Origin of the sequence: Lentzea sp. NEAU-D7, from assembly GCF_026242055.1 — a bacterium.
Classification (GTDB): Bacteria; Actinomycetota; Actinomycetes; order Mycobacteriales; family Pseudonocardiaceae; genus Lentzea.
On record NZ_JAPJDL010000002.1, the window covers coordinates 223720 to 245005 of the forward strand.

24 protein-coding genes and 1 riboswitch are annotated in these 21286 nt (G+C 69.3%); of the genes, 11 read left to right on the forward strand and 13 right to left on the reverse strand.

Translation table 11 applies throughout. The features are described 5' to 3' along the window. Positions 1 to 33: 33 nt before the first annotated feature. Complete coding sequence (locus ORI60_RS04410) at positions 34 to 933, reverse strand: hypothetical protein (protein ID WP_266034516.1); 900 nt, start codon at positions 931 to 933, stop codon at positions 34 to 36. Positions 934 to 943: 10 nt separating this feature from the next. On the opposite strand from ORI60_RS04410, the gene ORI60_RS04415 reads away from it, so the two are divergent. Next, entirely contained in the window at positions 944 to 1180 is a 237-nt protein-coding gene (locus ORI60_RS04415; RefSeq protein WP_266034518.1) for a hypothetical protein, read from the forward strand. A 226-nt stretch (positions 1181 to 1406) separates the two neighbouring features. Here ORI60_RS04415 and ORI60_RS04420 read toward each other — a convergent pair whose 3' ends face one another. Further along, on the reverse strand, positions 1407 to 2174 hold the full coding sequence (locus ORI60_RS04420; RefSeq protein ID WP_266034520.1) for an enoyl-CoA hydratase/isomerase family protein: 768 nt from the start codon (positions 2172 to 2174) through the stop codon (positions 1407 to 1409). Between the two features lie 7 nt (positions 2175 to 2181). Further along, the gene (locus tag ORI60_RS04425) at positions 2182 to 3138 is read right to left on the reverse strand and encodes a magnesium transporter CorA family protein (RefSeq protein ID WP_266034523.1); all 957 of its coding nucleotides are present in this window, start codon (positions 3136 to 3138) and stop codon (positions 2182 to 2184) included. Between the two features lie 75 nt (positions 3139 to 3213). Here ORI60_RS04425 and ORI60_RS04430 point away from each other — a divergent pair, with 75 nt between their 5' ends. Then, a complete protein-coding gene (locus ORI60_RS04430) occupies positions 3214 to 4533 on the forward strand; it encodes a serine/threonine-protein kinase (RefSeq protein ID WP_266035437.1) in 1320 nt (439 codons plus the stop codon). Here the strand turns inward: ORI60_RS04430 and ORI60_RS04435 are convergent. Both ORI60_RS04435 and ORI60_RS04440 read right to left on the reverse strand, forming a co-directional pair. After that, a complete protein-coding gene (locus tag ORI60_RS04435; protein ID WP_266034527.1) occupies positions 4518 to 5372 on the reverse strand; it encodes a hypothetical protein in 855 nt (284 codons plus the stop codon). The two genes, ORI60_RS04430 and ORI60_RS04435, sit on opposite strands and share 16 nt — an antisense overlap. Further along, positions 5365 to 5856: an RNA polymerase sigma factor gene (locus tag ORI60_RS04440; RefSeq protein WP_266034530.1), complete on the reverse strand. Its 492-nt coding sequence runs from the start codon at positions 5854 to 5856 to the stop codon at positions 5365 to 5367. The genes ORI60_RS04435 and ORI60_RS04440 overlap by 8 nt, the downstream gene beginning before the upstream one ends. A gap of 79 nt (positions 5857 to 5935) precedes the next feature. Here ORI60_RS04440 and ORI60_RS04445 point away from each other — a divergent pair, with 79 nt between their 5' ends. Continuing rightward, positions 5936 to 6421 (forward strand): GNAT family N-acetyltransferase, encoded by a 486-nt coding sequence (locus ORI60_RS04445; RefSeq protein WP_266034533.1) that lies wholly within the window; start codon positions 5936 to 5938, stop codon positions 6419 to 6421. A 34-nt stretch (positions 6422 to 6455) separates the two neighbouring features. Then, positions 6456 to 7748: a beta-propeller fold lactonase family protein gene (locus ORI60_RS04450; protein WP_266034536.1), complete on the forward strand. Its 1293-nt coding sequence runs from the start codon at positions 6456 to 6458 to the stop codon at positions 7746 to 7748. A 192-nt stretch (positions 7749 to 7940) separates the two neighbouring features. Here the strand turns inward: ORI60_RS04450 and ORI60_RS04455 are convergent, their stop codons facing one another. Then, the gene (locus ORI60_RS04455; RefSeq protein ID WP_266034539.1) at positions 7941 to 8129 is read right to left on the reverse strand and encodes an MbtH family protein; all 189 of its coding nucleotides are present in this window, start codon (positions 8127 to 8129) and stop codon (positions 7941 to 7943) included. Positions 8130 to 8240: 111 nt separating this feature from the next. On the opposite strand from ORI60_RS04455, the gene idi reads away from it, so the two are divergent. After that, positions 8241 to 8828, forward strand: coding sequence for an isopentenyl-diphosphate Delta-isomerase (gene idi, locus ORI60_RS04460; protein ID WP_266035438.1), 588 nt, complete (start codon positions 8241 to 8243; stop codon positions 8826 to 8828). Here the strand turns inward: idi and ORI60_RS04465 are convergent. From ORI60_RS04465 to ORI60_RS04475, 3 genes are all read right to left on the reverse strand, one after another. Next, positions 8814 to 9800: a ribonucleotide-diphosphate reductase subunit beta gene (locus tag ORI60_RS04465; protein ID WP_266035439.1), complete on the reverse strand. Its 987-nt coding sequence runs from the start codon at positions 9798 to 9800 to the stop codon at positions 8814 to 8816. The two genes, idi and ORI60_RS04465, sit on opposite strands and share 15 nt — an antisense overlap. Positions 9801 to 9853: 53 nt before the next feature. Then, positions 9854 to 12226, reverse strand: coding sequence for a ribonucleoside-diphosphate reductase subunit alpha (locus ORI60_RS04470; RefSeq protein WP_266034542.1), 2373 nt, complete (start codon positions 12224 to 12226; stop codon positions 9854 to 9856). 106 nt (positions 12227 to 12332) lie between these two features. Next, positions 12333 to 12545, reverse strand: a riboswitch (cobalamin riboswitch). Between the two features lie 197 nt (positions 12546 to 12742). Beyond that, entirely contained in the window at positions 12743 to 13291 is a 549-nt protein-coding gene (locus ORI60_RS04475; RefSeq protein ID WP_266035440.1) for a LysE/ArgO family amino acid transporter, read from the reverse strand. Between the two features lie 99 nt (positions 13292 to 13390). On the opposite strand from ORI60_RS04475, the gene ORI60_RS04480 reads away from it, so the two are divergent. From ORI60_RS04480 to ORI60_RS04505, 6 genes are all read left to right on the forward strand, one after another. After that, a complete protein-coding gene (locus ORI60_RS04480) occupies positions 13391 to 14248 on the forward strand; it encodes a LysR family transcriptional regulator ArgP (protein WP_266035441.1) in 858 nt (285 codons plus the stop codon). Between the two features lie 197 nt (positions 14249 to 14445). Further along, positions 14446 to 15174, forward strand: coding sequence for an SDR family NAD(P)-dependent oxidoreductase (locus ORI60_RS04485; protein ID WP_266035442.1), 729 nt, complete (start codon positions 14446 to 14448; stop codon positions 15172 to 15174). Positions 15175 to 15254: 80 nt separating this feature from the next. After that, on the forward strand, positions 15255 to 15962 hold the full coding sequence (locus ORI60_RS04490) for a DUF998 domain-containing protein (protein WP_266034545.1): 708 nt from the start codon (positions 15255 to 15257) through the stop codon (positions 15960 to 15962). Next, positions 15887 to 16297, forward strand: coding sequence for a hypothetical protein (locus ORI60_RS04495; RefSeq protein ID WP_266034548.1), 411 nt, complete (start codon positions 15887 to 15889; stop codon positions 16295 to 16297). Before ORI60_RS04490 ends, ORI60_RS04495 begins: the two co-directional genes overlap by 76 nt. Next, positions 16297 to 16863: a TIGR03086 family metal-binding protein gene (locus ORI60_RS04500; protein WP_266034550.1), complete on the forward strand. Its 567-nt coding sequence runs from the start codon at positions 16297 to 16299 to the stop codon at positions 16861 to 16863. The genes ORI60_RS04495 and ORI60_RS04500 overlap by 1 nt, the downstream gene beginning before the upstream one ends. An 11-nt stretch (positions 16864 to 16874) precedes the next feature. Beyond that, positions 16875 to 17213, forward strand: a complete 339-nt coding sequence (locus ORI60_RS04505) for a hypothetical protein (protein ID WP_266034553.1) — start codon at positions 16875 to 16877, stop codon at positions 17211 to 17213. Here the strand turns inward: ORI60_RS04505 and ORI60_RS04510 are convergent. From ORI60_RS04510 to ORI60_RS04525, 4 genes are read right to left on the reverse strand one after another with little or no spacing between them, the layout of a single operon-like run. Further along, positions 17206 to 17904, reverse strand: a complete 699-nt coding sequence (locus ORI60_RS04510) for a class I SAM-dependent DNA methyltransferase (RefSeq protein WP_266034556.1) — start codon at positions 17902 to 17904, stop codon at positions 17206 to 17208. The two genes, ORI60_RS04505 and ORI60_RS04510, sit on opposite strands and share 8 nt — an antisense overlap. Beyond that, a complete protein-coding gene (locus tag ORI60_RS04515; protein ID WP_266034559.1) occupies positions 17897 to 18565 on the reverse strand; it encodes a DUF3800 domain-containing protein in 669 nt (222 codons plus the stop codon). Before ORI60_RS04515 ends, ORI60_RS04510 begins: the two co-directional genes overlap by 8 nt. After that, the gene (locus ORI60_RS04520; RefSeq protein WP_266034562.1) at positions 18565 to 20178 is read right to left on the reverse strand and encodes a DUF2201 family putative metallopeptidase; all 1614 of its coding nucleotides are present in this window, start codon (positions 20176 to 20178) and stop codon (positions 18565 to 18567) included. The genes ORI60_RS04515 and ORI60_RS04520 overlap by 1 nt, the downstream gene beginning before the upstream one ends. Next, positions 20175 to 21236: an ATP-binding protein gene (locus ORI60_RS04525; RefSeq protein ID WP_266034565.1), complete on the reverse strand. Its 1062-nt coding sequence runs from the start codon at positions 21234 to 21236 to the stop codon at positions 20175 to 20177. The genes ORI60_RS04520 and ORI60_RS04525 overlap by 4 nt, the downstream gene beginning before the upstream one ends. Between the last annotated feature and the right edge of the window lie 50 nt (positions 21237 to 21286).

Genomic DNA, 21286 nt, shown 5'->3' on the forward strand with positions numbered 1-21286 from the left:
CGGGGGCTCGGCGGCGCAGGCGGTCACAGGCGACTACGGAGTGGGCGCGGGCTTGCCCTTGGCGTCCGGCGCGCCGGCGTCGTGCAGGAAGTTGTCCTGCCAAACCGCCCACTTGTGCGAGGCGCCCTTCTGGCTCACGTAGGCCGCGCCCCACCCGGTGCCGCTGAAGCGGTTGTTGATGGACTTCATGTTGCGGCCGTAGAGGTTGTCGAAGCCCGACTCCAGGCCGAGCTGGTAGCCGCCGCCCTCCAGCAGGTTGCCCTCCACGGTGACGTTGTCGATGTCGCCGCCGTAGGTCTGGATGAACAGGGCGCCGGTGTCGTTGCCGGTGGAGCAGTCGATGCGGTTGTTGCGGAACGTCAGGGTGCGGCCCGGGTTCCTGTCCAGCGGGAAGTCGCGGACGGTGGCGCCGTCGTTGTGCGACTCGCCGTCCGAGCGCAGGCCGCGGACGTAGTTGCCCTCGGCCAGGCCGCTCAGGGTGGCGCCGGTGTTGTAGAAGCAGATGCCGGAGCCCATGCCGCTGATGTAGTTGCGCTGCAGGGTGCCGACGCCGAGGAACGCGCAGGAGCCCGCGATGGTCTTGGCCGGCAGGGCCGAGCCGTCGATGTTCGAGTCGCGGATGGTGACGGGGGCACCGGTGACCTGGCAGGAGTTGCTGCCGCACGGCCCGTTCGTCGTGATCAGCGGAGCCGTCTCACCGAGGTTCTTCGGGCGGATGCACGACTTCTCGATGGTGATGTTGCCCGCGAACAGCGTCAGGGCCTGCTCGACGCGCTTGCCGGAGATCACGGTGCCCGCGGCGGGGGCGCCGGGGCCGGTGTAGAGCGGCAGGGAGTCGCAGTGCAGGCCGTGCGCGGCGAGGCCGGTGTTGCCCTGGGTGAGCTTCCAGCCGGGGGAGCCGGACGGGGCGGGGCTGTTCGCCGGGGGCTTCACGGGGCCGTTCGTGGCGGACTTCGCGGTGGAGCTGGGGGCCGCCGAGCTGCTGCTCGGGGCGGCGGAGGAACTGCTGGTGGCGCTGGTCGAGCTGGCGCTGGTGCTGCTGTCCGCCACGGGTGTCGGTTGGGCCGCCTCGGTCGGGGAGCAGGCGGCCAGCACGATGACACCACCGGTCAGCAGTGCGGCCAATCTCAGTCTCACGGCTGTTTCTACCTCCACGCGAGTTCACGACGGGGGACCGTGAACTCGCTGATTGTGTCGTCGGCCGGTGCGGAATGTGCACGAACTCGCGCGACGGAGTTCGTACGGGGCCGTTGAACGGTCAGCACACTGCACGGCACAACGGGAGGAGTCAAGCGGATCTCCTTGTGGCGCAACATCATCTTCCGCCTCGAAGGGAATGCCCCGTCCGTGTGAGCTGGTAGATCACGTTTCAATCACCGAGTCATCTGAATTCCTGATGTGTGAGTTCAGCGACCCGTGAAAGACGCGCGGCCCGGACCGTCCGTGAGGAAGCTGTGCACAGCGCGTGGCAGGTCCTCGGTCTCGTACAACGCCGACGCGATCGTCGTGACATGAGCGTCGGCCTCCGGGACGCCACCGTTCTCGAAATGCGCGAGCACCTGTTTGGTCGCAAAATGTGCCTGCGTCGGCCCGGCCGCGAGCGACAAAGCGAACTGTTCGGCCGCGAGCGCGAAGCCCTCGTCCGGAAACACCCGGTTGACCACATTCCAGCGTTCGAGCGTCTCGGCGTCGTAAAGGTCGCCGGTCATCACGAACTCCTTCGCGCGGCCCACGCCGGCCCGCGCCGCCAGCCGCTGCGTGCCGCCCATCGTCGGCGTCAGGCCCACCACCTTCTCGACCAGCCCGAAGCGCGCCGACTCCGAGGCCAGGATCAGGTCGCACGCCACCGCCAGCTCGAAAGCCCAGGTCAGGCACAACGCGTGCGCGGCGAAGACGGTCGGGATCGGCAGCGCGGCGAGGCGCTGCGGCAGCAGGATCATGCGGTCGAACAGCTGCTGCGCCTCCTCCCGGTACTCCTGCTGGGCGAACAGCGACACGTCCACGCCGCCCGACACGACCCGGCCCGAGGCGTTGACCAGCAACGCCCGCGCGTCACCCAGCTCGTCCAGGGCCTCGTGGAACTCCGCGTCGAGGTCGAGGGAGTAGAGGTTGAGCGGCGGCGCGTCGATCGTGATGATCGCGAGCTCGTCGCGGCGGGTCAGGTGGATCTTCACAGCTGGCTCACAACCAATCGCGGCGCTTGAACATCAGGTACAGGAGGAAGGAGAGGCCGAAGATACCCACCGTGGCGACTCCGAAGCCCCATCTCTGCTCGAAGCCGGGGTAGGGGACGTTCATGCCGTAGTACCCCGAGATCGCCGTCGGCACCGCGATGATCGCGGCCCAGCTGGTGACCTTCTTCATGATCGAGTTGAGCCGGTTGCCCTGCACGGCGACCTCGGCCTCGCGCAGGTTCGTGATCAGCTCCCGCATCGACTCGGTCAGCTCGGCCGTGGACAGCGTGTGGTCCTTCACGTCCAGGTAGTACGGCATCATCACGTCGTCCACGAGGTCGTGCTCGCGGTGCAACAGCGACCCCAGCACCTCCCGCATCGGCAGCGCGACACGCCTGAGCTGCACCAAGGCGCGCCGGAGCTGCAACGCCCTGCGCCCGACGTGCGGCCTCTCCTCGTAGATGTGGTCTTCCAGGGCCTCGATGTCGTCGTCGAGGGCCTGCGCGGCGGCGTAGTGGCTGTCCGCGACGTCGTCCAGCAGCCCGTGCAGCAGGAACCCGACGCCCGACTTGGCGAGCTGCGGCGCGCTGTCCCACCGCCGCTCGACGCCCTCCAGGGAGTAGTCCTCGCTCTCGCGCACCGTCACCAGCGCGTTCGGCGTCACGAACACGTCGACCTCGCACGCCTTGATCTCGTGCTCGTCGTACCGGACCGCGTACACGGAGAGGAACAGGTGGGTGGGGTAGCGGTCGACCTTGGGACGCTGCCGCTCGGCGAAAGCGTCCTCGATCGCGAGTTCGTGCAACCCCAGTTCGTCGCGCAACAGGCCTGTTTCGTCCTCGGACGGCGCACAGAGGTCGAACCACACCACGGCGGAGTGATCTTCGAGACGCCCGCCGATTTCCGCGACGGGGAAGTCCCTGTCCACGAGTTCGCCGTTGCGGTACAAGCGGGTCCGACCCATGGGTGACAACGATACGTAGATCTACTCAGATGTGAGGTTTCGGCCCGAGTTCCCGCTACCCTCGATCCGGTGAAGGTGGACCAACCACAGCGCATTGGGGACTACCTGCTCTTGGGCAGGCTTGGTCGTGGTGCCATGGGAACGGTCTACCTGGGACAAGGCAGCGACGGACGCCAGGTCGCGGTCAAGGTCGCCCGCGCCGAACTGGCCGACGACCCGCGTTTCCGCGAGCGGTTCCGCCGCGAGGTGCAGATGGCCCGCGCGGTCGGCAGCGCCGGCACGGCGGCGGTCGTGGACGCCGACACGCGCGCGCCCCGCCCCTGGATGGCCACGGAGTACGTGCCCGGGCCGACGCTCCAGGAGGCCATCGAACGGCACGGTCCCTTGCCGGAGCACCATTTGAGACGCCTCGCCGAAGGTCTGGCCGAGGCGCTCACCGCCATCCACCGGGCAGGCCTCGTCCACCGCGACCTCAAGCCGTCCAACGTGCTCCTCGGAGCCGACGGGCCCCGCGTCATCGACTTCGGCATCTCGCGCGCGATGGAGCACACGGCGCTGACGGAGACCGGAATGGTCTTCGGCACGCCCGGCTTCCTCTCGCCCGAGCAGATCACCGGCCAGGACGTCGCCGCCCCGAGCGACGTCTTCGCCCTCGGCGCCGTGCTGGTCTACGCGGCGACGGGCCGGGGCCCGTTCGGCGAGGGCCCGACCGCGACGCTGCTCTACAAGGCCGCCCACGGCGAACCGGACATCGACGGCGTGCCCAAGCCGCTGCGGCCGCTGGTGCAGAAGTGCATGCACCGCGACCCGGCCAAGCGCCCAGAACCGGCCGAGGTGACGCGCCTGCTCTCGCAGGTCGTCACGCCGAAGCCGCCGACCAGCAAGCTGCCCGCCCCGATGACGCCGGCCGCCGCGACGTTCTCGACGTCGCGGTTCGTGCCGATGGCGTGGGGTGGCCTGAACCTCGCCGTGGCGCTGCTCGCCGCCGCGATCGCCGACCCGGCCGCGCAGGCGAACGGTGCCACGCAGCTGCTGGCGCTGGCCGCGTTCTGCGTGCTCATCGTGCGCGCGGTGCGGTACTTCAGCGCCGCCGCGCGCCGCAAGGTCGTGATCGAGGTCAGCCGCGAGGGCATCGCCACGACGCGCAACGGCAAGTTCCACCAGTACTGGTGGTACGAGCTCGCACGGGTGCGCGTCGTGCCGCACAAGAAGCGGCCGTGGGTCGTCGTCTGGCTGAAGGACCCGGCGCCACGCCGCTTCTTCGGCGCGCACCACGGCGGTGTGCGGGTCTTCCCGGTCGCCCACGAACGCACCAGGAGGCGGCGCGAGCGCGACGTCGCCGAGCTGCGCGCCGCCCTGGCCTGGTACCTGCCGCGGAGCTACGACGGCCGCTGATCGGTCCACTCGGTCGTGACGGTGACCGAGGTCGTCATCGTGTCCGACGGCATCCGCGGGTCGGTCGCCTTGTGCTGCTCCATGCCGGTGACCTGGCCGGTCGCCGGGTCGACGGTGAACATCGTCGTCCCGCCGTCGGCCGAGACCTTGCCGTCGTCCCAACGGACCTGGGGCGACTCGGCGAGCCTGCGGTACAGCGCGGCCTTCTCCTCGTTCGTGGTGAACGGCGAGAGCATCGCGGCCGCGGCGTCGTCCAGCCTCCGCGCGGGCTCGGTGCTCAGCGGCTGCCCGGCGGTCTCCTCCTTGCACGGGGTGCTCGCGCAGAACGACTCCCACAGCGAAGGGTTGCGGGAGTAGTTGGTGAAGTCCTCGACGGGGCGCCGCGCACCCGCGACCGGCCGCTGGCCGCCCGTCGCCCTGCGGTAGATGACGACCATCTCGTCAGCGGCGGTGGGCAGCCACACGACGTACTCGAACTCGATCGCCGAGGACGCGTACGGGTCGCCCACTCCCATCACCTGCCAGATGCGGTAGGTGATGCGCTGGTACTTCGCCGTCGGCTGCCGCGCCACCTCCAGCAGCGTGGCGGCCTCCTGCAACGAGGCCGCGGGCTTCACCGGCAGCGTCGCGGGAGCGTCCCGCGAGACCGGCCGCAGCAGCACCACGAGCCCGGTGATCATCACCACCGCGACGGCCGCCGCCGCGATGCCCACCCAGCGCCGCGAGCGGGACCGCGGCTTCTCGGCGAACAGCTGCTCGCGCAACCGCGCCAGCCGCACGTCGTCCGTCGCCCGCACCGGGTACAGCTCGGCGAGGTCGTCGTCCAGCACGTCACGCATGTTCCACTTCCTTCAGCTTCGCGCGCAGGCGGTGCAGACGGGACCGGGCGGTACCGGGGTTGAGGTCGAGGGCTTCTGCTGTCTCCTGCACGCTCAGACCGGCCAGCGACACGAGCAGCACCAGGTCGCGGTCGGTCTGGGACATCCTGGCCAGTTCGCGGGCGATCCGCCGCAGGTGCGCCCGCGAGTCGATGCGGGTCACCACCGTGTGCTCCAGCGACTCGGCGACGCCGAGGTCGACGCCGTACCGCTCGGCGGTGCGCAGCAGGCGGGTCTCGCGCTTGGCGTGCCCGCGCAACAGGTTCGTGGCTATGCCGTAGAGCCAGCCGACCACACTGCCCTTCTCCGGGTCGTAGCCCTCCTCGCCGCGCATGGCGGCCAGGAAGGTCTCGCTGACGAGGTCGTCGGCCACGTCGGCGCCCACCCGCCGCGCCAGATATCTGTGCAGCGGATGGGCGTGCTCGTCGAACAGCTCCGCGAACATCACGCCCCCAGTTGGCTTCCCGCGGCACCGGTGTTGCAGTGACCTGAATCACAGTGGACGGGCTTTCGATGATGGTCCCATGACCAACTGGACCGTGACGGCCGCCGAAGCCGCGCAGTCGCCTCTCAACCGCGAGTACAACGCGGAGATGATCAGCCGCTACTGGGGCCGGCCGGCGAGCGACGCCGAGATCGACGCCTACGAACGCGACGAGCAGGACCACGACGTGCCGGTGTTCCTCGTGGCGTCGCGCGATGGCAACGATGTCGGATGCCTGGGCATGCGGTTCCTGGACAACGGTGTCGGCGAGCTGACGCGCATGTTCGTGCGCGTGCCGTTCCGCGGTCAGGGCGTCGCGTCGGCATTGCTCGGCGCCGTGGAGGCCGAGGCGGAAGCACGCGGCATCACGACGTTGCGGCTGGACACCCGCGAGGATCTCGTGGAGGCGAGGAACCTGTACGCCAAGCACGGGTTCGTGGAGATTGCTCCGTACAACGCAGCCGAGTACGCCGATCACTGGTTCGAGAAAAGGCTAACGTCCGCTCATCCGGTCGCGATGTCCTGAAGGGTCGGGATGACTCGCGCAGGAGGCAGTGAAAATGCGGTTGCGTCCACTGGTGATGGCGGTTGCCGTCACCTCGGCACTGGTGGTGACCCCGGCCCAGGCGGCACCCGCCGGCCGGGTGCTCGGTTACGTCGCCAACAACGGCGGCGGGGTGTCGGTGATCGACACGGCCACGAACGCGGTGTCCACGACGATCGCTGACGGCGGTGGCAGTTCGCCGTACATGGCGGCGGTCGCGTTCGACGGAACTCGCGGCTACGTGACGAACTCCGTGCAGAACACCCTGACGGTCATCGACACGCCGACCAACACGGTCGACAAGTCGGTTCCCGTCGGCACCCACCCGGCGGGCGTCGCGGTCGCCCCAGGCGGTGGCTTCGTCTACGTCACCAACTACCTGGACGGCACGGTGTCCGTGGTCGACACGGCCACGCTGACGGTCACCGCGACCGTCGCGGTCGGCTCGAACGCCGACGGCGTCGTCGTCACCAAGGACGGTTCCGCCGTCTACGTGACGCACGACGTTCCAGGACCGAGCAAGGTCTCGGTCATCGACACGACGTCCAACGCCGTCGTCGCCACGATCGGGGTCGGCAACGCGGCGACCGCCATCGCGGCCTCGGCGGACGGCAAGCGGATGTACGTGGTCAACAAGGGATCGGACAGCGTCTCCGCCATCGACGTCGCCTCGCGCACCGTCGTCGGCACCGCGTCCGTCGGCTTCACGCCGCACGGCATCGCGCTGACGCCGAACGGAACCCGCGCGTACGTGACGAACAGCGAGTTCGACTCGGTGTCCGTCGTGGACCTCACGACGATGACCGAACTGCAGAAGATCTTCGTCGGCGACCGCCCGATCAGCGTGGCCCTCACGCCGGACGGTGCGAGCGCCTACGTGACCAACTTCAACAGCAACTCGGTGTCGATCATCGACACGGCGTCGAACACCGTCACCGGCACCATCGCCGTGGGCGAGCGCCCGGTGGGCATCGCGATCAACTTCGTGCCGCCCGCCACGTCGAAGCTCGTGGCGGGGTCCGCCCAGCTGCAGTTGCGGCTCCTCGGTTTCACGGTCCGCTCGATCGACGCGACGCTGACCGACAAGCACACCGGGGTGCCGGTCGCCGGCCAGCAGGTCGTCTTCCGCACGGTGAAGGGCAACCCGCTCTGCACCGCGACGACCAACGCCTACGGCAAGGCCACCTGTGACGCGCAGGTGTCGCTGCTGGTCGGTCTGTCCACGCTGCTGCAAGGCTTCACGGCCTCGTACGCGGGCAACAACGAGCACGGCGGTGCCTCCGCACACGGGCACATCGCACTGCTCTAGTGGAGTGACGGTGGTGGTGGAACTTCGCTAGGCCGTGTCCCGGAAGTCCCGTCGGGCGGCAGTAGCGGCCGAGGGCCCCGGAGACGACACCGCCGCGACGCCCGAATACAACCCGGTATGAGGGCATCGCGGCGGCGCCGTCGCCGGGTCTCGCGGCCGCGCCTGCCACCGGACGAACTTCCGGGACACGGCCTAAGCCGCCATCGGCACGTCGGCCCGGAGCGCGTCCACGCAGTCCGCACAGGACTGCCTGGACGCGACTCCGTGGACGACCTGCCAGCCGGCGGGCACCTGCAGCACCGCGGGCCAGATCGAGTACTGGCCCGCCGGGCTGACCAGCACCAGGAACATGGTGTGAGCCTGTGCGAACGGGGAAGTCATGCCCCCAGAGTGACCTGCGACACCTATGGTTCGGCTATCTCCTCGCTCAAGCTCACCCGACCGCGCAGTTCCCGATCTTGGCCCGCGTGTGATTACGTGGTGTCCGTGACTGTGGAACAGGTGGTCCTCCTGGCCGAGGACGGTTCGGCCATCGGCGTCGAGGACAAGGCAGTGGTGCACCACGCGGACACCCCGCTGCACCTGGCGTTCTCCAGCTACGTCTTCGACTCGGCGGGCAACACCGTGCTCACCCGCCGCGCGCTGCACAAGAAGACCTTCCCCGGTCTGTGGACGAACACCTGCTGCGGCCACCCCCTCCCGGAGGAGGACATGGCCCAGGCCGTGCTCCGGCGCCTGCGCGACGAGCTCGGCATGAAGGTCTCCGAGCCCGAGCTGCTGCTGCCGGCCTTCCGCTACCGCGCGGAGATGGACGGCGTCGTCGAGAACGAGATGTGCCCTGTGTTCCGCGTGCTCTCCGACGACGAGCCGGTCCCCAACCCGGACGAGGTCGACTCGACCGAGCGGGTTCCGTGGAGCGAGTTCGCCGCGAGCGTGCTGGACGGCACGCGCGAGATCTCCCCGTGGTCCCGCCTGCAGGTCGCCGCGCTGGTGGAACTGGGACCCGATCCGCTGGCGTGGCCGGTGGCGGACCGGGCCGGGCTCCCCGAAGCCGTGAGGCTCAGCTCACCACTCCAGTGATCCGCCGTTCTGGTACTCGATGACCCTGGTCTCGAAGAAGTTCTTCTCCTTCTTCAGGTCCATCATCTCCGACATCCACGGGAACGGGTTCTCGGCCGGCTCCCACACCGGCTCCAGGCCGAGCTGTGCGCACCGGCGGTTCGTGATGAACCGCATGTACTGCTCGCACAGCTCGGCGTTGAGACCCAGGATGCCGTTCGGCATGGTGTCGCGGCCGTAGGCGATCTCCAGCTCGCAGCCCTCCGCGAGCATGGTCCGCACCTCCTTCTGGAACACGTCGTTCCACAGGTGCGGATTCTCGATCTTGATCTGGTTGATCGCGTCGATGCCGAAGTTCAGGTGGATCGACTCGTCGCGCAGGATGTACTGGTACTGCTCGGCGACGCCGACCATCTTGTTGCGGCGGCCGAGCGACAGGATCTGCGCGAAGCCGGTGTAGAACCACATGCCCTCGAAGACCACGTAGAACGCGACGAGGTCCTTGAGGAACGCCTGGTCCGTCTCGGGCGTGCCGGTCCTGAACTCCGGGTCCTCCAGGTGCTGCGTGAACTGCAGCGCCCACGCCGCCTTGTCCGTGATGGACGGGATCTCGCGGTACATGTTGAACAGCTCGCCGTCGTCGAGGCCGAGCGACTCGCAGATGTACTGGAACGTGTGGGTGTGCACCGCCTCCTCGAAGGCCTGCCGCAGCAGGTACTGACGGCACTCGGGGTTCGTGAGATGGCGGTACACCGCGAGCACGATGTTGTTGGCCACCAACGACTCGCTGGTCGCGAAGAAGCCGAGGTTGCGCTTGATCATCAGCCGTTCGTCGTCGGTCAGGCCGTCGTTCGACTTCCACAGGCTGATGTCGGCCTGCATGGAGACCTCGGTCGGCATCCACGCGTTGTTGCAGCCGGCCAGGTACTTCTCCCACGCCCAGTGGTACTTCAGCGGCAGCAGCTGGTTGACGTCGGCGCGACAGTTGATCATCGCCTTGTCGTCGACGGAGACGCGCGCGGCGCCCGCGTCGATGAGGTTCTCGGTCACTGGCAGGCCTCGCAGTCGGGGTCGGTGATGGAGCAGGTCGGGTCCACGGCGACGGGGGAGACGGCGTTGAGCTTGCCGTCGGTGCCCTGCAACGTGGACTTCTCCACGTGCGTCGCGCTCTGCGTGCGCAGGTAGTACGTGGTCTTGAGGCCGCGCAGCCACGCCAGCTGGTAGAGCTCGTCGAGTTTGCGGCCGCTCGGCTGGGCGAGGTACAGGTTCAGCGACTGCGCCTGGTCGATCCACTTCTGGCGCCTGCTGCCGGCCTCGACGAGCCACGAGCTGTCGACCTCGAACGCCGTGGCGTACAGGGCCTTCAGGTACGGCGGCACCCGGTCGATCGCGCCGAGGCTGCCGTCGTGCAGCTTGAGGTCGGCGACCATCCGCTCGTCCCACAGCCCGCGCTGCTTGAGCGCGCGCACCAGGTCGGGGTTGACCACGGTGAAGTCGCCGGACATGTTCGACTTCACGTACAGGTTGCGGTACAGCGGCTCGATCGACTGGTTCACGCCGGTGATGTTCGCGATGGTCGCGGTCGGCGCGATCGCCATGACGTTCGAGTTCCGCATGCCCCCGCGGGCCATCTCCCTGACCGGCGCCCAGTCCAGCGTGGACTCGCGGTTCTGCTCCAGCTCACCGCCGGCGCGCGTGGCGGCCAGGAGCTCGACCGAGTCGATCGGCAGGATCCCCCGGCTCCACAGCGATCCCTCGAACGACTGGTACGCCCCACGTTCCCGTGCCAGCTCGGCACTCGCGGAGATCGCGTAGTAGCTGATCTCCTCCATGCTGCGGTCGGCGAACTCGACGGCCTCCTGCGACGCCATCGGCGTGCCGAGCGTGAACAGCGCGTCCTGGAAACCCATCAGTCCCAGGCCGACCGGCCGGTGCTTGAGGTTGGAGTTCCTGGCTTCCGGGATCGTGTAGTAGTTCACGTCGATCACGTTGTCGAGCATGCGCACCGCGGTGCGCACGGTCTTCTCGAGCCGGGCGTGGTCGATGCCGTCCTCTGTCACGTGCTGGGCGAGGTTGACACTGCCGAGGTTGCAGACCGCGACCTCGTCGGCCGAGGTGTTCAGGGTGATCTCGGTGCACAGGTTGGACGAGTGCACGACACCGCTGTGCCGCTGCGGCGAGCGCAGGTTGCACGGGTCCTTGAACGTGATCCACGGATGGCCGGTCTCGAACAGCATGGTCAGCATGCGCCGCCACAGGTCGACGGCCTGGACCCGGCGGAAGACCCTGATCTCGCCCTTGTCGGCCCTCTCCTCGTACGCGCGGTACATCTCGGCGAACTCGCTGCCGAACGCGTCGTGCAGGTCCGGCACCTCGTCGGGGGAGAACAGCGTCCACTGGCCGTTCGCGCGCACGCGGCGCAGGAACTCGTCCGGCACCCAGTTCGCGGTGTTCATGTCGTGCGTGCGGCGGCGTTCGTCGCCGGTGTTCTTGCGCAGGTCGAGGAACTCCTCGACGTCGATGTGCCAGGTCTCCAGGTAGGCGCAGACAGCGCCCTTGCGTCGCCCGCCCTGATTCACCGCGACCGCGGTGTCGTTGGCCACCTTGAGGAACGGCACGACGCCCTGCGACTTGCCGTTGGTGCCTTTGATGTGCGCGCCGATGCCGCGCACCGGGGTCCAGTCGTTGCCGAGACCGCCGGCGAACTTCGACAGCAGCGCGTTGTTGCTGATGCCGTGGAAGATGGCGGCCAGGTCGTCGTCCACGGTGGTGAGGAAGCACGACGAGAGCTGCGGGCGTGTTGTGCCCGAGTTGAACAGCGTCGGTGTCGAGCACATGAAGTCGAAGCTCGACAGCAGCTCGTAGAACTCGATTGCGCGCGCGTTCCTGTCGTCCTCCTCGAGGGCGAGGCCCATCGCGACGCGCATGAAGAACGCCTGCGGCAGCTCGTAGCGGCGTTCGTCGTGGTGCAGGAAGTAGCGGTCGTAGAGCGTCTGCATGCCCAGGAACTGGAAGTTCAGGTCGCGGGAGGCGTCGAGCGCGGCGCCGAGCCCGGCCAGGTCGAAGTCCGCCAGACGCGGGTCGAGCTGGCCGAACTCGATGCCCTGGCGCACGAACTGCGCGAAGTACGCCGGGTAGCGCTCGGTCATCTCGGCGTGCGACAGGGGGATTCCGCAGGCCTCGGTGCGGAGCTTGTCCAGCAGCAGCCGGGCGCTGACGTAGGAGTAGTCCGGGTCGAGCTCGACCATCGTGCGGGCGGCCATGATCGGCGCGAGCGCGAGCTCGGCGTCGGTGATGCCGTCGTAGAGGGTGCGCTTGGTCTCGGCCAGAACCGCCTCGGCCGATGCATTGGGCAGGTCGGCGCAAGCTTCGTTGACGACCCCGGACAGGCGATCCAATGGGGTTGGGCGGTCGGGCACGCTCTCTCCTCCGAGATCTGCCCGAGGAAACGCGTGCGCGCGCCAGCGGCCGACACCACTGGTGCACACAGCCGCCCTCCCTCGGGGCACCGTGTCGTGCGCGCAGGCTTGCGCGCACACCAATGGCAGGTCTTCGGACTCGTGGGCGTACCTCTCGCGCCTACCGGCCGTCGCTTCCCAGGTCTCGCGACCCAGTGCTTCGTTGACGGCTTTCGTTCCCACTCACCGCTGCGGGGCAGTCCCGGACTTCCACCGGGTTCCCTCTTGCCTCACCGCCCCGGTTGAGTCGGGTCGGTGAACCACTGGCGCGGCAGATACTACATGTGGTGGTGGGGTCTGGATCACCACCCAACATGCGCGTGTCGTGGGCTAGGGTCGAGAACGTGGGTGATCTTCGGCCTCGGGTCGTCATCGGTGCTCTGGTCAGTGCGGGCCTCGCTTCGGCGTCCCTTTTCGCCGGAACGGCGGCGCCCGTGACGAGCGGTGTCCTGGCCGTCGCGGCCGTGCTGGCGATGATCACGACCCGGCGATCAGGGTCACTCCGAGAGTGATCATCACGGCGGCGATCAGGCCGTCCAGCACCCGCCACGCGCGGGGCTTCGCGAACAACGGGCTGAGCAGCCGCGCGCCGAAACCGAGCGCGACGAACCAGGTGATGCTCGCCGTCACCGCGCCGACCCCGAACAGCCACCGGCCGGCCGCGATCGAGCCGAGGAGCAGCAGGGTGTCGAGGTAGACGTGCGGGTTGAGCCACGTCAGTGCGAGCGCCGTCAGCACGGGCCGGCTGTTCGTCTCCGTGCCCGCGTTCAGCGCCGACGGCTTGAACGCCCTGCGCGCCGCCAGAAACCCGTACCCCAGCAGGAAGATCCCGCCCACGACCGCCGCGACCGTGAGGGCCTGGGGGAACTTCTTCACGATCACGCCGAACCCGGCGACGCCCACCGCCACCAGGACGGCGTCCGAGAGGGCGCACACGGCGACGACCTTCGCGACCGCGTGCCGCCGAAGTCCTTGGCGCAGCACGAAAGCGTTCTGCGCGCCGATCGCGACGATCAGGGTCATCATGGTGCCGAAGCCGAGCAGCAGGTCAGTCACGCGGTCCACGGTATTTACGCCGTCTTGATGAGACCAGCTAAAGATTCTTAAGTACCATTAGCCAGCGTGATGGACCTCGACCTGGTGCGGACGCTGCTCGCGGTCGTCGACGCGGGCACGTTCGACGCGGCCGCCACCGCCCTGCACGTCACTCCTTCCGCTGTCTCACAACGCATCAAGGCCCTGGAACAACGAACGGGCCGCGTGCTGCTGGTGCGGGCGCGCCCGGTGCGGCTGACGCCGTCGGGCGAGGTGATCGTTCGCTACGGTCGGCAACTGCTCGCCCTGGACCAGGACCTCGACGCGGCGCTCGGCGAGGACGCGGTCGTGCGGGTGCCGATCGCGGTGAACGCCGACTCGCTCGCCACGTGGTTCCTGCCCGCCCTGCAGCGGGTGCCGCCCGAGCTGCGGATCTCGTTCGACCTGCACCGCGAGGACCAGGACCACACGACGGCGTTGCTGCGGCAGGGTCTGGTGATGGCGGCGGTGACGTCCTCGCGCGAGCCGGTGGCGGGCTGCTCGGTGACCAAGCTGGGCGAGATCCGGTACGCGGCAATGGCTTCGCAGTCCTTTGTGGAGCGCCACGGGGACGGCCCGCCGAAGACGTGGCTGCCGGACGCGCCGGTCGTGGTGTTCGACCGCAACGACGATCTTCAGGACCGCTTCGTGCGCACGCTGACCCGCGGCCGCGGCGCCTCGGACCACCGCCACTACGTGCCGTCGTCCGAGGTGTACGTGCGGGCGATCGTGGCGGGGCTCGGCTGGGGAATGGTGCCGCCGCAACAGCTCCAGGACGGCCTCGTCGACCTCGTGCCGGGCCGCACCATCTCCGTGCCGCTGTACTGGCAGCAGTGGAAGCTCGACTCGCCGGCGCTGACGGCGGTGTCCGACGCGGTGGCGGCTGAGGCGGGCGTCGCGCTGCGCTAGGCCGTTTCCCGGAAGTCCCGTCGGGCGGCAGTGGCGGCCGAGGGCCCCGGAGACGACACCGCCGCGACGCCCGAATACGGCCCGGTATGAGGGCATCGCGGCGGCGCCGTCTCCGGGTCTCTCGCCCGCGCCTGCCACCGGACGAACTTCCGGGACACGACCTAGGCACTAGCCTCGACACCATGACCGGCGATCCGATGAACCTCAACGGGAAGACCGCAGTCATCTACGGCGGTGCGGGCAACGTGGGCGGCGCGATCGCCGCCGCGTTCACCGAGGCGGGCGCGAGCGTGCACCTGGCCGGCCGCACGGAGGCGACGCTCAAGGCCAGGGCCGCCGAGCTGGGCGCCGAGTACGCCGTGGTCGACGCGCTCGACGAGCAGGCGGTGGACCGGCACGCCGCCGCGTTCGAGCGGATCGACATCTCCGTCAACGTCACCACCGACAACGACGTGCAGGGCACGCCGATGGTCGAGATGAGCGTCGAGGACTACCTCAGTCCCGTCGTGTCGGCGGTCCGGTCGAAGTTCCTCACGTCGAGGGCGGCGGCCCGGCACATGATCAGGCAGCGCTCCGGCGTCATCCTGTTCTTCGGCGGCACCGGTGAGCCGTCGGCGCACCGCAAGTGGCAGCTCGGTGGTCTGCTCGCCGCGTTCGACGCGGTGGAGTCGATGCGGCGCCAGCTCGCGGCCGAGCTCGGCCCACACGGCGTGCGGGTGGTGACCCTGCAGACAGGCGGCATCCCCGAGTCGGTTCCGCCGGAGCACCGGGCGCCGATCGAGCAGGACATCGTCGGCGACACGCTGCTCGGGCGGGCGGCGACGCTCGGCGACGTCGGGCGGGCGGCGGTGTTCGCGGCCTCGGACTGGGGGCGCACCATCACGGGAGCGCAGGTCAACATCACGTGCGGGAGCGTCCTCGGCTGATCCTGTCGAGATCCTGAGTGCGACCTGTCGGGTTCCTGAACCCAGGAACCCGGCGCGTTCACCTCGACGTTGTCCGTTATGTGCTCATACCTCGCCTGGCCGCCATCGGCGGCTCGCTCGCCGTCGTCGCGACGATCACCATGGTCGGTCTGCTGGACCTGACGGTCGGCCCGCTGCGCCGCACGATCAGCGAGTACGCGCTGGGCGACTACCGCCCGGTCTTCGACGTCTCCGTGGTGCTGCTGGCCGCCGGGTCGCTCGCGATCCTCGGCGTGCTGGTGCACAAGGGGCTGGCGAGGTGGCGGTCCGGCGGCTCGATCGCGCTCGCGCTCTGGTCGGTCGGGCTGTTCCTCGTGGTGGTGTTCCCGAAGACGAACTGGGCAATGGGCACCAACGAGCTCAGCGGCAGCATCCACCGGTTCGGCAGCATGCTCGCGTTCGTGAGCCTGCCGATCGCCGTCATCCTGCTCGCGCGGCCGTGGCTCAGGGACCACGTGTGGGGCAAGCACGCGAAGTGGACGATGTTGTCCGGTTTGTTGAGCGTTGTCGCATTCATGCCGATCTTGTACGCCATTGTGATGGGCATGGTCTCCGACGTTCGGTGGTGGCGCGTGTTCCCGTTGGGCTACATAGAGAGGATCTTGCTCATCGCCGAGGTGGGCGCCGTGCTCGTCGTGGGGCTGTGGGCCATCGCGGCCAGTAGGGTTGCGCCATGGCGAGTTGGGGAGACCTCGCGGATTACGTCCGCGCCGAGTACGACGTCATCCACGACGAGGACGAGGAGCTGAGGATCCTCTTCACCTTCGGGGACGTGGAGGAGGACGAGGACGACCGCACGCAGGTCGTGATCATCGTCCGGGAAGTGCTCGACAAGATGCACGAGTGGGTGCAGATCGCCTCCCCGTGCGGGTTGGCCAAGGACGTCGACCTCCGGGCGGTGCTGGCGGAGGTGGGCAACTCCACCGTCGCGTGCGGCCTCGCGATCATGGGGGAGCACGTCGTGGTGCGGCACTCGCTGCCGCTCAAGGACCTCGACATCCACGAGTTCACCGACCCGCTCCAGTTGCTCGCCGGTACCGCGGACACGCTGGAAGAACAGTTCTGGGGAGGCGACGGCTACTGATGTTCGACCTGACCCCGGCGACGGACCGGCTCGCCGGTCTGGTGCGGAACGTGGCGGACGGTGACCTGTTGGCGCCGACCCCGTGCCCGGACTACACGGTCGGCGACCTGCTCGACCACGTCAACGGCCTGTCGGTCGCGTTCACGATGGCGGCGCTGAAGACCCCGCTGGAGGGTGCGGGCACCGGCGACGCGTCCCGGCTGCCGCTCGACTTCCGGGAGTCGATCCCGCGCCGGCTGGCCGAGCTCGCGACGGCCTGGCGTGCGCCGGAGGCCTGGGAGGGCATGACCCGCGCGGGCGGCGTCGACCTGCCCGGTGAGGTCGCCGGTGCCGTGGCGCTGGACGAGGTCGTGCTGCACGGCTGGGATCTCGCGAAGGCGACCGGGCAGCCGTTCGAGGTCGAGGAGGACCTGCTCCAGATCGTCCACGGATTCGTGTCGCAGATCGGCCCGGACGACCGGGACGGCTCTCTTTTCGGAGCCGCGGTGGAGGTCGGCTCGAACGCGACTCTGTTCGACCGTGTCCTGGGACTCAGTGGGCGTGATCCGGGATGGAACCTAGGTTAGGCTCTCCTAACGTGAGAACCATTACGGTGCAGGTTCGGGCAGGGCTGGGCGTGGGACGTCTGGCCGCCGCCATGGAGTCCCTGGTGGAACTGCATCCTGAGCTGTGTCGTTCCGGCTTCGCGCACCACGAGGTCGCGGATCCCGCCGCCGCCACCCCCGCGGCCCTCGCGGAGGCGGAGGCGGGGCTCGATCTGCAGACCGGCGTCCTCATGCACGTCGTGTGGCTCGACGCCGGTCCCGTGCGCACCGGCCGGATAGTGCTGGTGCTGCACGACATCGTGGCCGACCGGCTGCCCAGGATCCTGCCGTGGCTGGTGCAGGCCTGGAAGCAGCCGGCGCTGGTCAGCTGACCTTGCGCGCCAGGAACACGTGCTCGCGGCCCGGCCGGTCCGGCGCGTCCCGCACGTCGACGACCTCGAAGCCGCAGCGCACCAGGCTGTGAGTGACCTCGGCGCGTGAGCGGAACCGCAGCGTCGAGTCCGAGGTGATCACCGAGCCGTCCGGGAAACCGTAGGTGTGGCGGAACGACACGAACGGCATGCTCACGTCGAGCAGGTCGAACTGCTCGCGCACCCCGACCAGCACCCGCGGCTTCACACGCGCCCAGTCCTCCCAGGCCCGTTCCTCCGGCCGGCGCGTCTCGAACGCGAAGTGCCCGCCGGGACGCAGGGCGCCGTGCACACCCCGCAGCGCGGCCTCCCAGTCGTCACCGAGGAACACCTGCGCGACGTTCCCGGTCATCGTCGCGAGGTCGACCGACATCGGGGGCAGCGTGGTGGCGTCACCGTGGATCCAGGTGACCCGGGACTCCTTGGCGCGCGCGATCTCCAGCGAGGCCAGCGCCGGATCCACCCCGACGACCGCCCGGCCGGACGAGGCGAGCAGCACCGCCAGGGACCCCGTTCCGCACCCGATGTCGAGCACGCTCCTCGCCTCGACCTCGGCCGCGATCCCGAGATACAACTCCAGGTCGAGGCGAGGCCCGTCGAAGGCGTCGTAGATTTTTGCCAACCTGGGGTCGGCGAATATGGCGTCAGGCATTCCACATCGTAGGCCCGACGACGAACGGCATCAGCAACTCGATCACCTCTCGGTCCGGCTTTCCGTTCAGTTCCTCCTCCGCGACCCGCCGCGCGATGCCCGCCAGGAAGTCGGCCACCTGCACGCGGGCGTCGTCCTGCGAGTCGACCAGCGTCAGGCTTTCCAGCCGTGGAGCCAGTTCCCTGAGCCGCTGGATCCGTCCGGCGGTCAGCGACAGCTGCTGGTCGTGCACGATCGACACCGGCCCGTCCCACTGCGCGACGGTCCGCAGGATCGCCGGGAACAACGGGTCGAGCGCCCCGCGCGGGCCGCGGGCGCGCAGCAGGTCGTTGTACACCTCCAGGGGCCCTGTCACCGCGCCGAACTCGGCCCGCACCCGCGAGGCCAGGTACCGCCGCTTGTCGACCAGCTGCACGCGGGCACGGCCGGCCAGCGGGCCGTCCCGGCCGAGGAACCACAGCAGCACCCAGCGGTTCTTCGTCCGCAGCAGGTGGTTCGCCTTGTACTCCAGGGCAGGTGACTTGATCATCTGGCGCAGTGACTCGACGCACTGCGCGGCCTCGGCCTCGGACAAGGAGACCCCGGCGTGGGCGAAGACCGCCGTGACGCCGCCGACGAGCTTCTCGCCCTCGGACCCCGACTCGTCACAGGCGATCTCCATCAGGACATCCGGAACACGGGGCCACGCGCGCGGAACGGCAGATGGGCGCCCGCCGGTATGAGGAACGCGTGCTCGCGCCGGATCCGCAGCACGTCGCACAACCCGTCGGTGATCACGAGGACCGGGCCGCTCGACGGGAAGTCGTCGGCGCGTTCGAGGAGGTCGATGCCGGGCTGCAGCCGCGTGCCGCCGCGCCCGCGCACCTTCACCCGCTCCGCGATGTCCTCCACGGGCACATATCCGGCGTCGTAGGCCACCGCATCGCAGAAGACCACGCGTGCGGCGGGAACGTCACGTGCCGCGGCGTAGGACGCGATCGCGCCCAGCGCCTTGCCCAGCAGCTTGGAATCCATCGAGCCGGAGGTGTCGAGCACGACGCCGAACGTCGGCCGCGACTCCAGCGACTCCGGCCGCGCCCACGCGGGCCGCGGAATGTCCGGAGTGGACGCTTGCCGCCGCGACGCACGCGCGTAGGTGCGCCGTTTCTCCACCGCCGGAACGAACTCCTCGAACCACCGCGCCAGCTGGGCGTCCCACGACAACGGCGGCTGCTCCAGCGCCCGGATCTCCTCGACCAGCCCGGCGGGCAGCAGCCCGCGGGACGAGCTGTGGTAGCTCAGGCCGGTGAGCAGGGCGCGCCGGTAGAACTCGTCCAGATCCGTGACATCGGCGGGCCCGCGCAGCGGTTCGCCGAGCAGGTCGCCCTGGTGGTTGCCCCGCAGCGTCAGCAACTTCCGGTACCGCCGCAGGTCCACCGCGATCCGGTCGTACACCGACTCCGCCGACAGGCCGCGCAGCTCCGGATCGTGCAGCACGCCTTCCGGCGCCGAGCCGAGGCCCATCTCGACGAGCCAGCCGTTGACCACGAAGTCGGCGGCGATGTTCCACAGGTACGGATCACGCCCGCCGACGCGGTCGCAGTGGCGCAGGGCGGCGTGCAGCATCTCGTGCGCGAGCACGAACCGCCACTCCTGCTTCGTCAGGCCGGCCAAGGGGTTCACGTAGATCTCGGCCGAGGCCGTGGACACCGCCGCGATGGAGATGTCCCAGCCGCGCGCCAGTTCCGCGTCCGCGACCACCTTCATCGTCGACGCCAGCGCGCCCAGCAGCGGGTAGTTCGACACGAACCAGCTCAGCGCGAGGTCCCACTCGCTGCGCACCGGCCGCGAGTCGGACAACGACGACCGCGCTCCGCCCGCCACGTCGATCGCGGCCACGGCGGCGTTGGACAGGCCGGAGGCGAACCGCGCGGCCCACCTCTCCGGGTCCGCGGCCGGTCCGCCCCGCACGCACCGGCCCGGCTCCCACGAGACGGGCCGGGTGCCGAGCCGGATCGCGGGCTGGAAGTCCAGCACGTCGTCGCAGGACGCCGTGCCGAACCCCAGGTGCAGCAAGCAGTGCGCGAACACCCACACCCATTCGGCCTCGCTCGCCTTGCGCGTCGGGTGCGCACGCATCGACCCGTCCAGCGAGATGTCCGCCCACGGGTGGTCGGAGTTCCGGCTCTCGTAACTGCTCAACGGTGCGAACAGCGGATGCAGGCGGATCGCCGCGCGTGCGGCCTCGAAGCCCAGCGCGGCCTGGTCGGTGACGGCCTTCCCGCGCTTGCTCATGCGCGTGCCGCGACCAGCCGGGGCAGGTCGCGGGTGACCTCGACGAGGAACCACGCGGGCAGCACCGGGTTGCCGTCGTCGTCGGCCGCGATCACCATCTGCGCGATCTCCAGCGACAGCTCAGCCAGTTCCAGCAGCAGCGCCTTGCCGCGGTGCGCCAGCTGCTTGCCCGCCGCGGACGCGTGCGTCTTGTCGTGCGGCAGCTCCTTCACCAGCCGCGCGCGGAACGCCTCGCCCAGGAAGTAGAGCAGGTCGCGGTCCTGGGGCGCCGACGGCCAGCGGACGTCACCGCGCAGCACGGCCTCCAGACCGAACGCGTTGCGCACGGTCTTGACGTACGCCTTGAACATCGACGCGTGGTTCGCGGTGACCGTGCCGAACGCCAGCACCCCGAGCAGGTCCTCGGAGATGTCGTCGCCGAACGAGTGCAGCGCGTCGGAGAGCATGTGCCACCCGCGCGGCGTGGAGAACGACTCCTCGACCTTCGGCGCCTTGCTCCACAGGTGGTCCGGGCGCTGCGTGAGGTACTCCAGCACCCACGGGTGGATGTTGTTCTCCCGCGCCCACGCCAGCCAGTCGCGCGCGGACGCCGTGAGGTGCACGTGGATCATGCGGTTCACGAGCGCGGACGCCATCGGACGAGCCAGGGCGTTGTCGACGGCCCGGTTGCCCGCGCCGATCACGATCGAGCCCTTCGGCAGCTCGTAGGAGCCGATCCGGCGGTCCAGGATCAGCGAGTAGAACGCCTTCTGCACCTCGGGGGAGCTGGCGTTCAGCTCGTCGAGGAACAGGCAGTAGGGGTCCTGCCGCGCGATGGCCTCCGGCGGGGCGAACCGCGATCGGCCACCGACCAGTTCCGGAACTCCGATGAGGTCCTCCGGCGCGAGCTGCGTGCCGAGCAGCGTGACGCACTCGAGGCCCAGCTCGGTGGCGAACTCGCGGACGAGCGAGGACTTGCCGATACCCGGTGCTCCCCAGAGGAAGACCGGTCGGACGACGGCGACGTGCAGCAGCACCTCCGGAAGCTGTGCTGGTGTCACGGTGACTGTGGATCGCATCAGGTGATCGAGGATGCCTCATCCCGCTTGTTCCGGTCGCCCGAATTTGT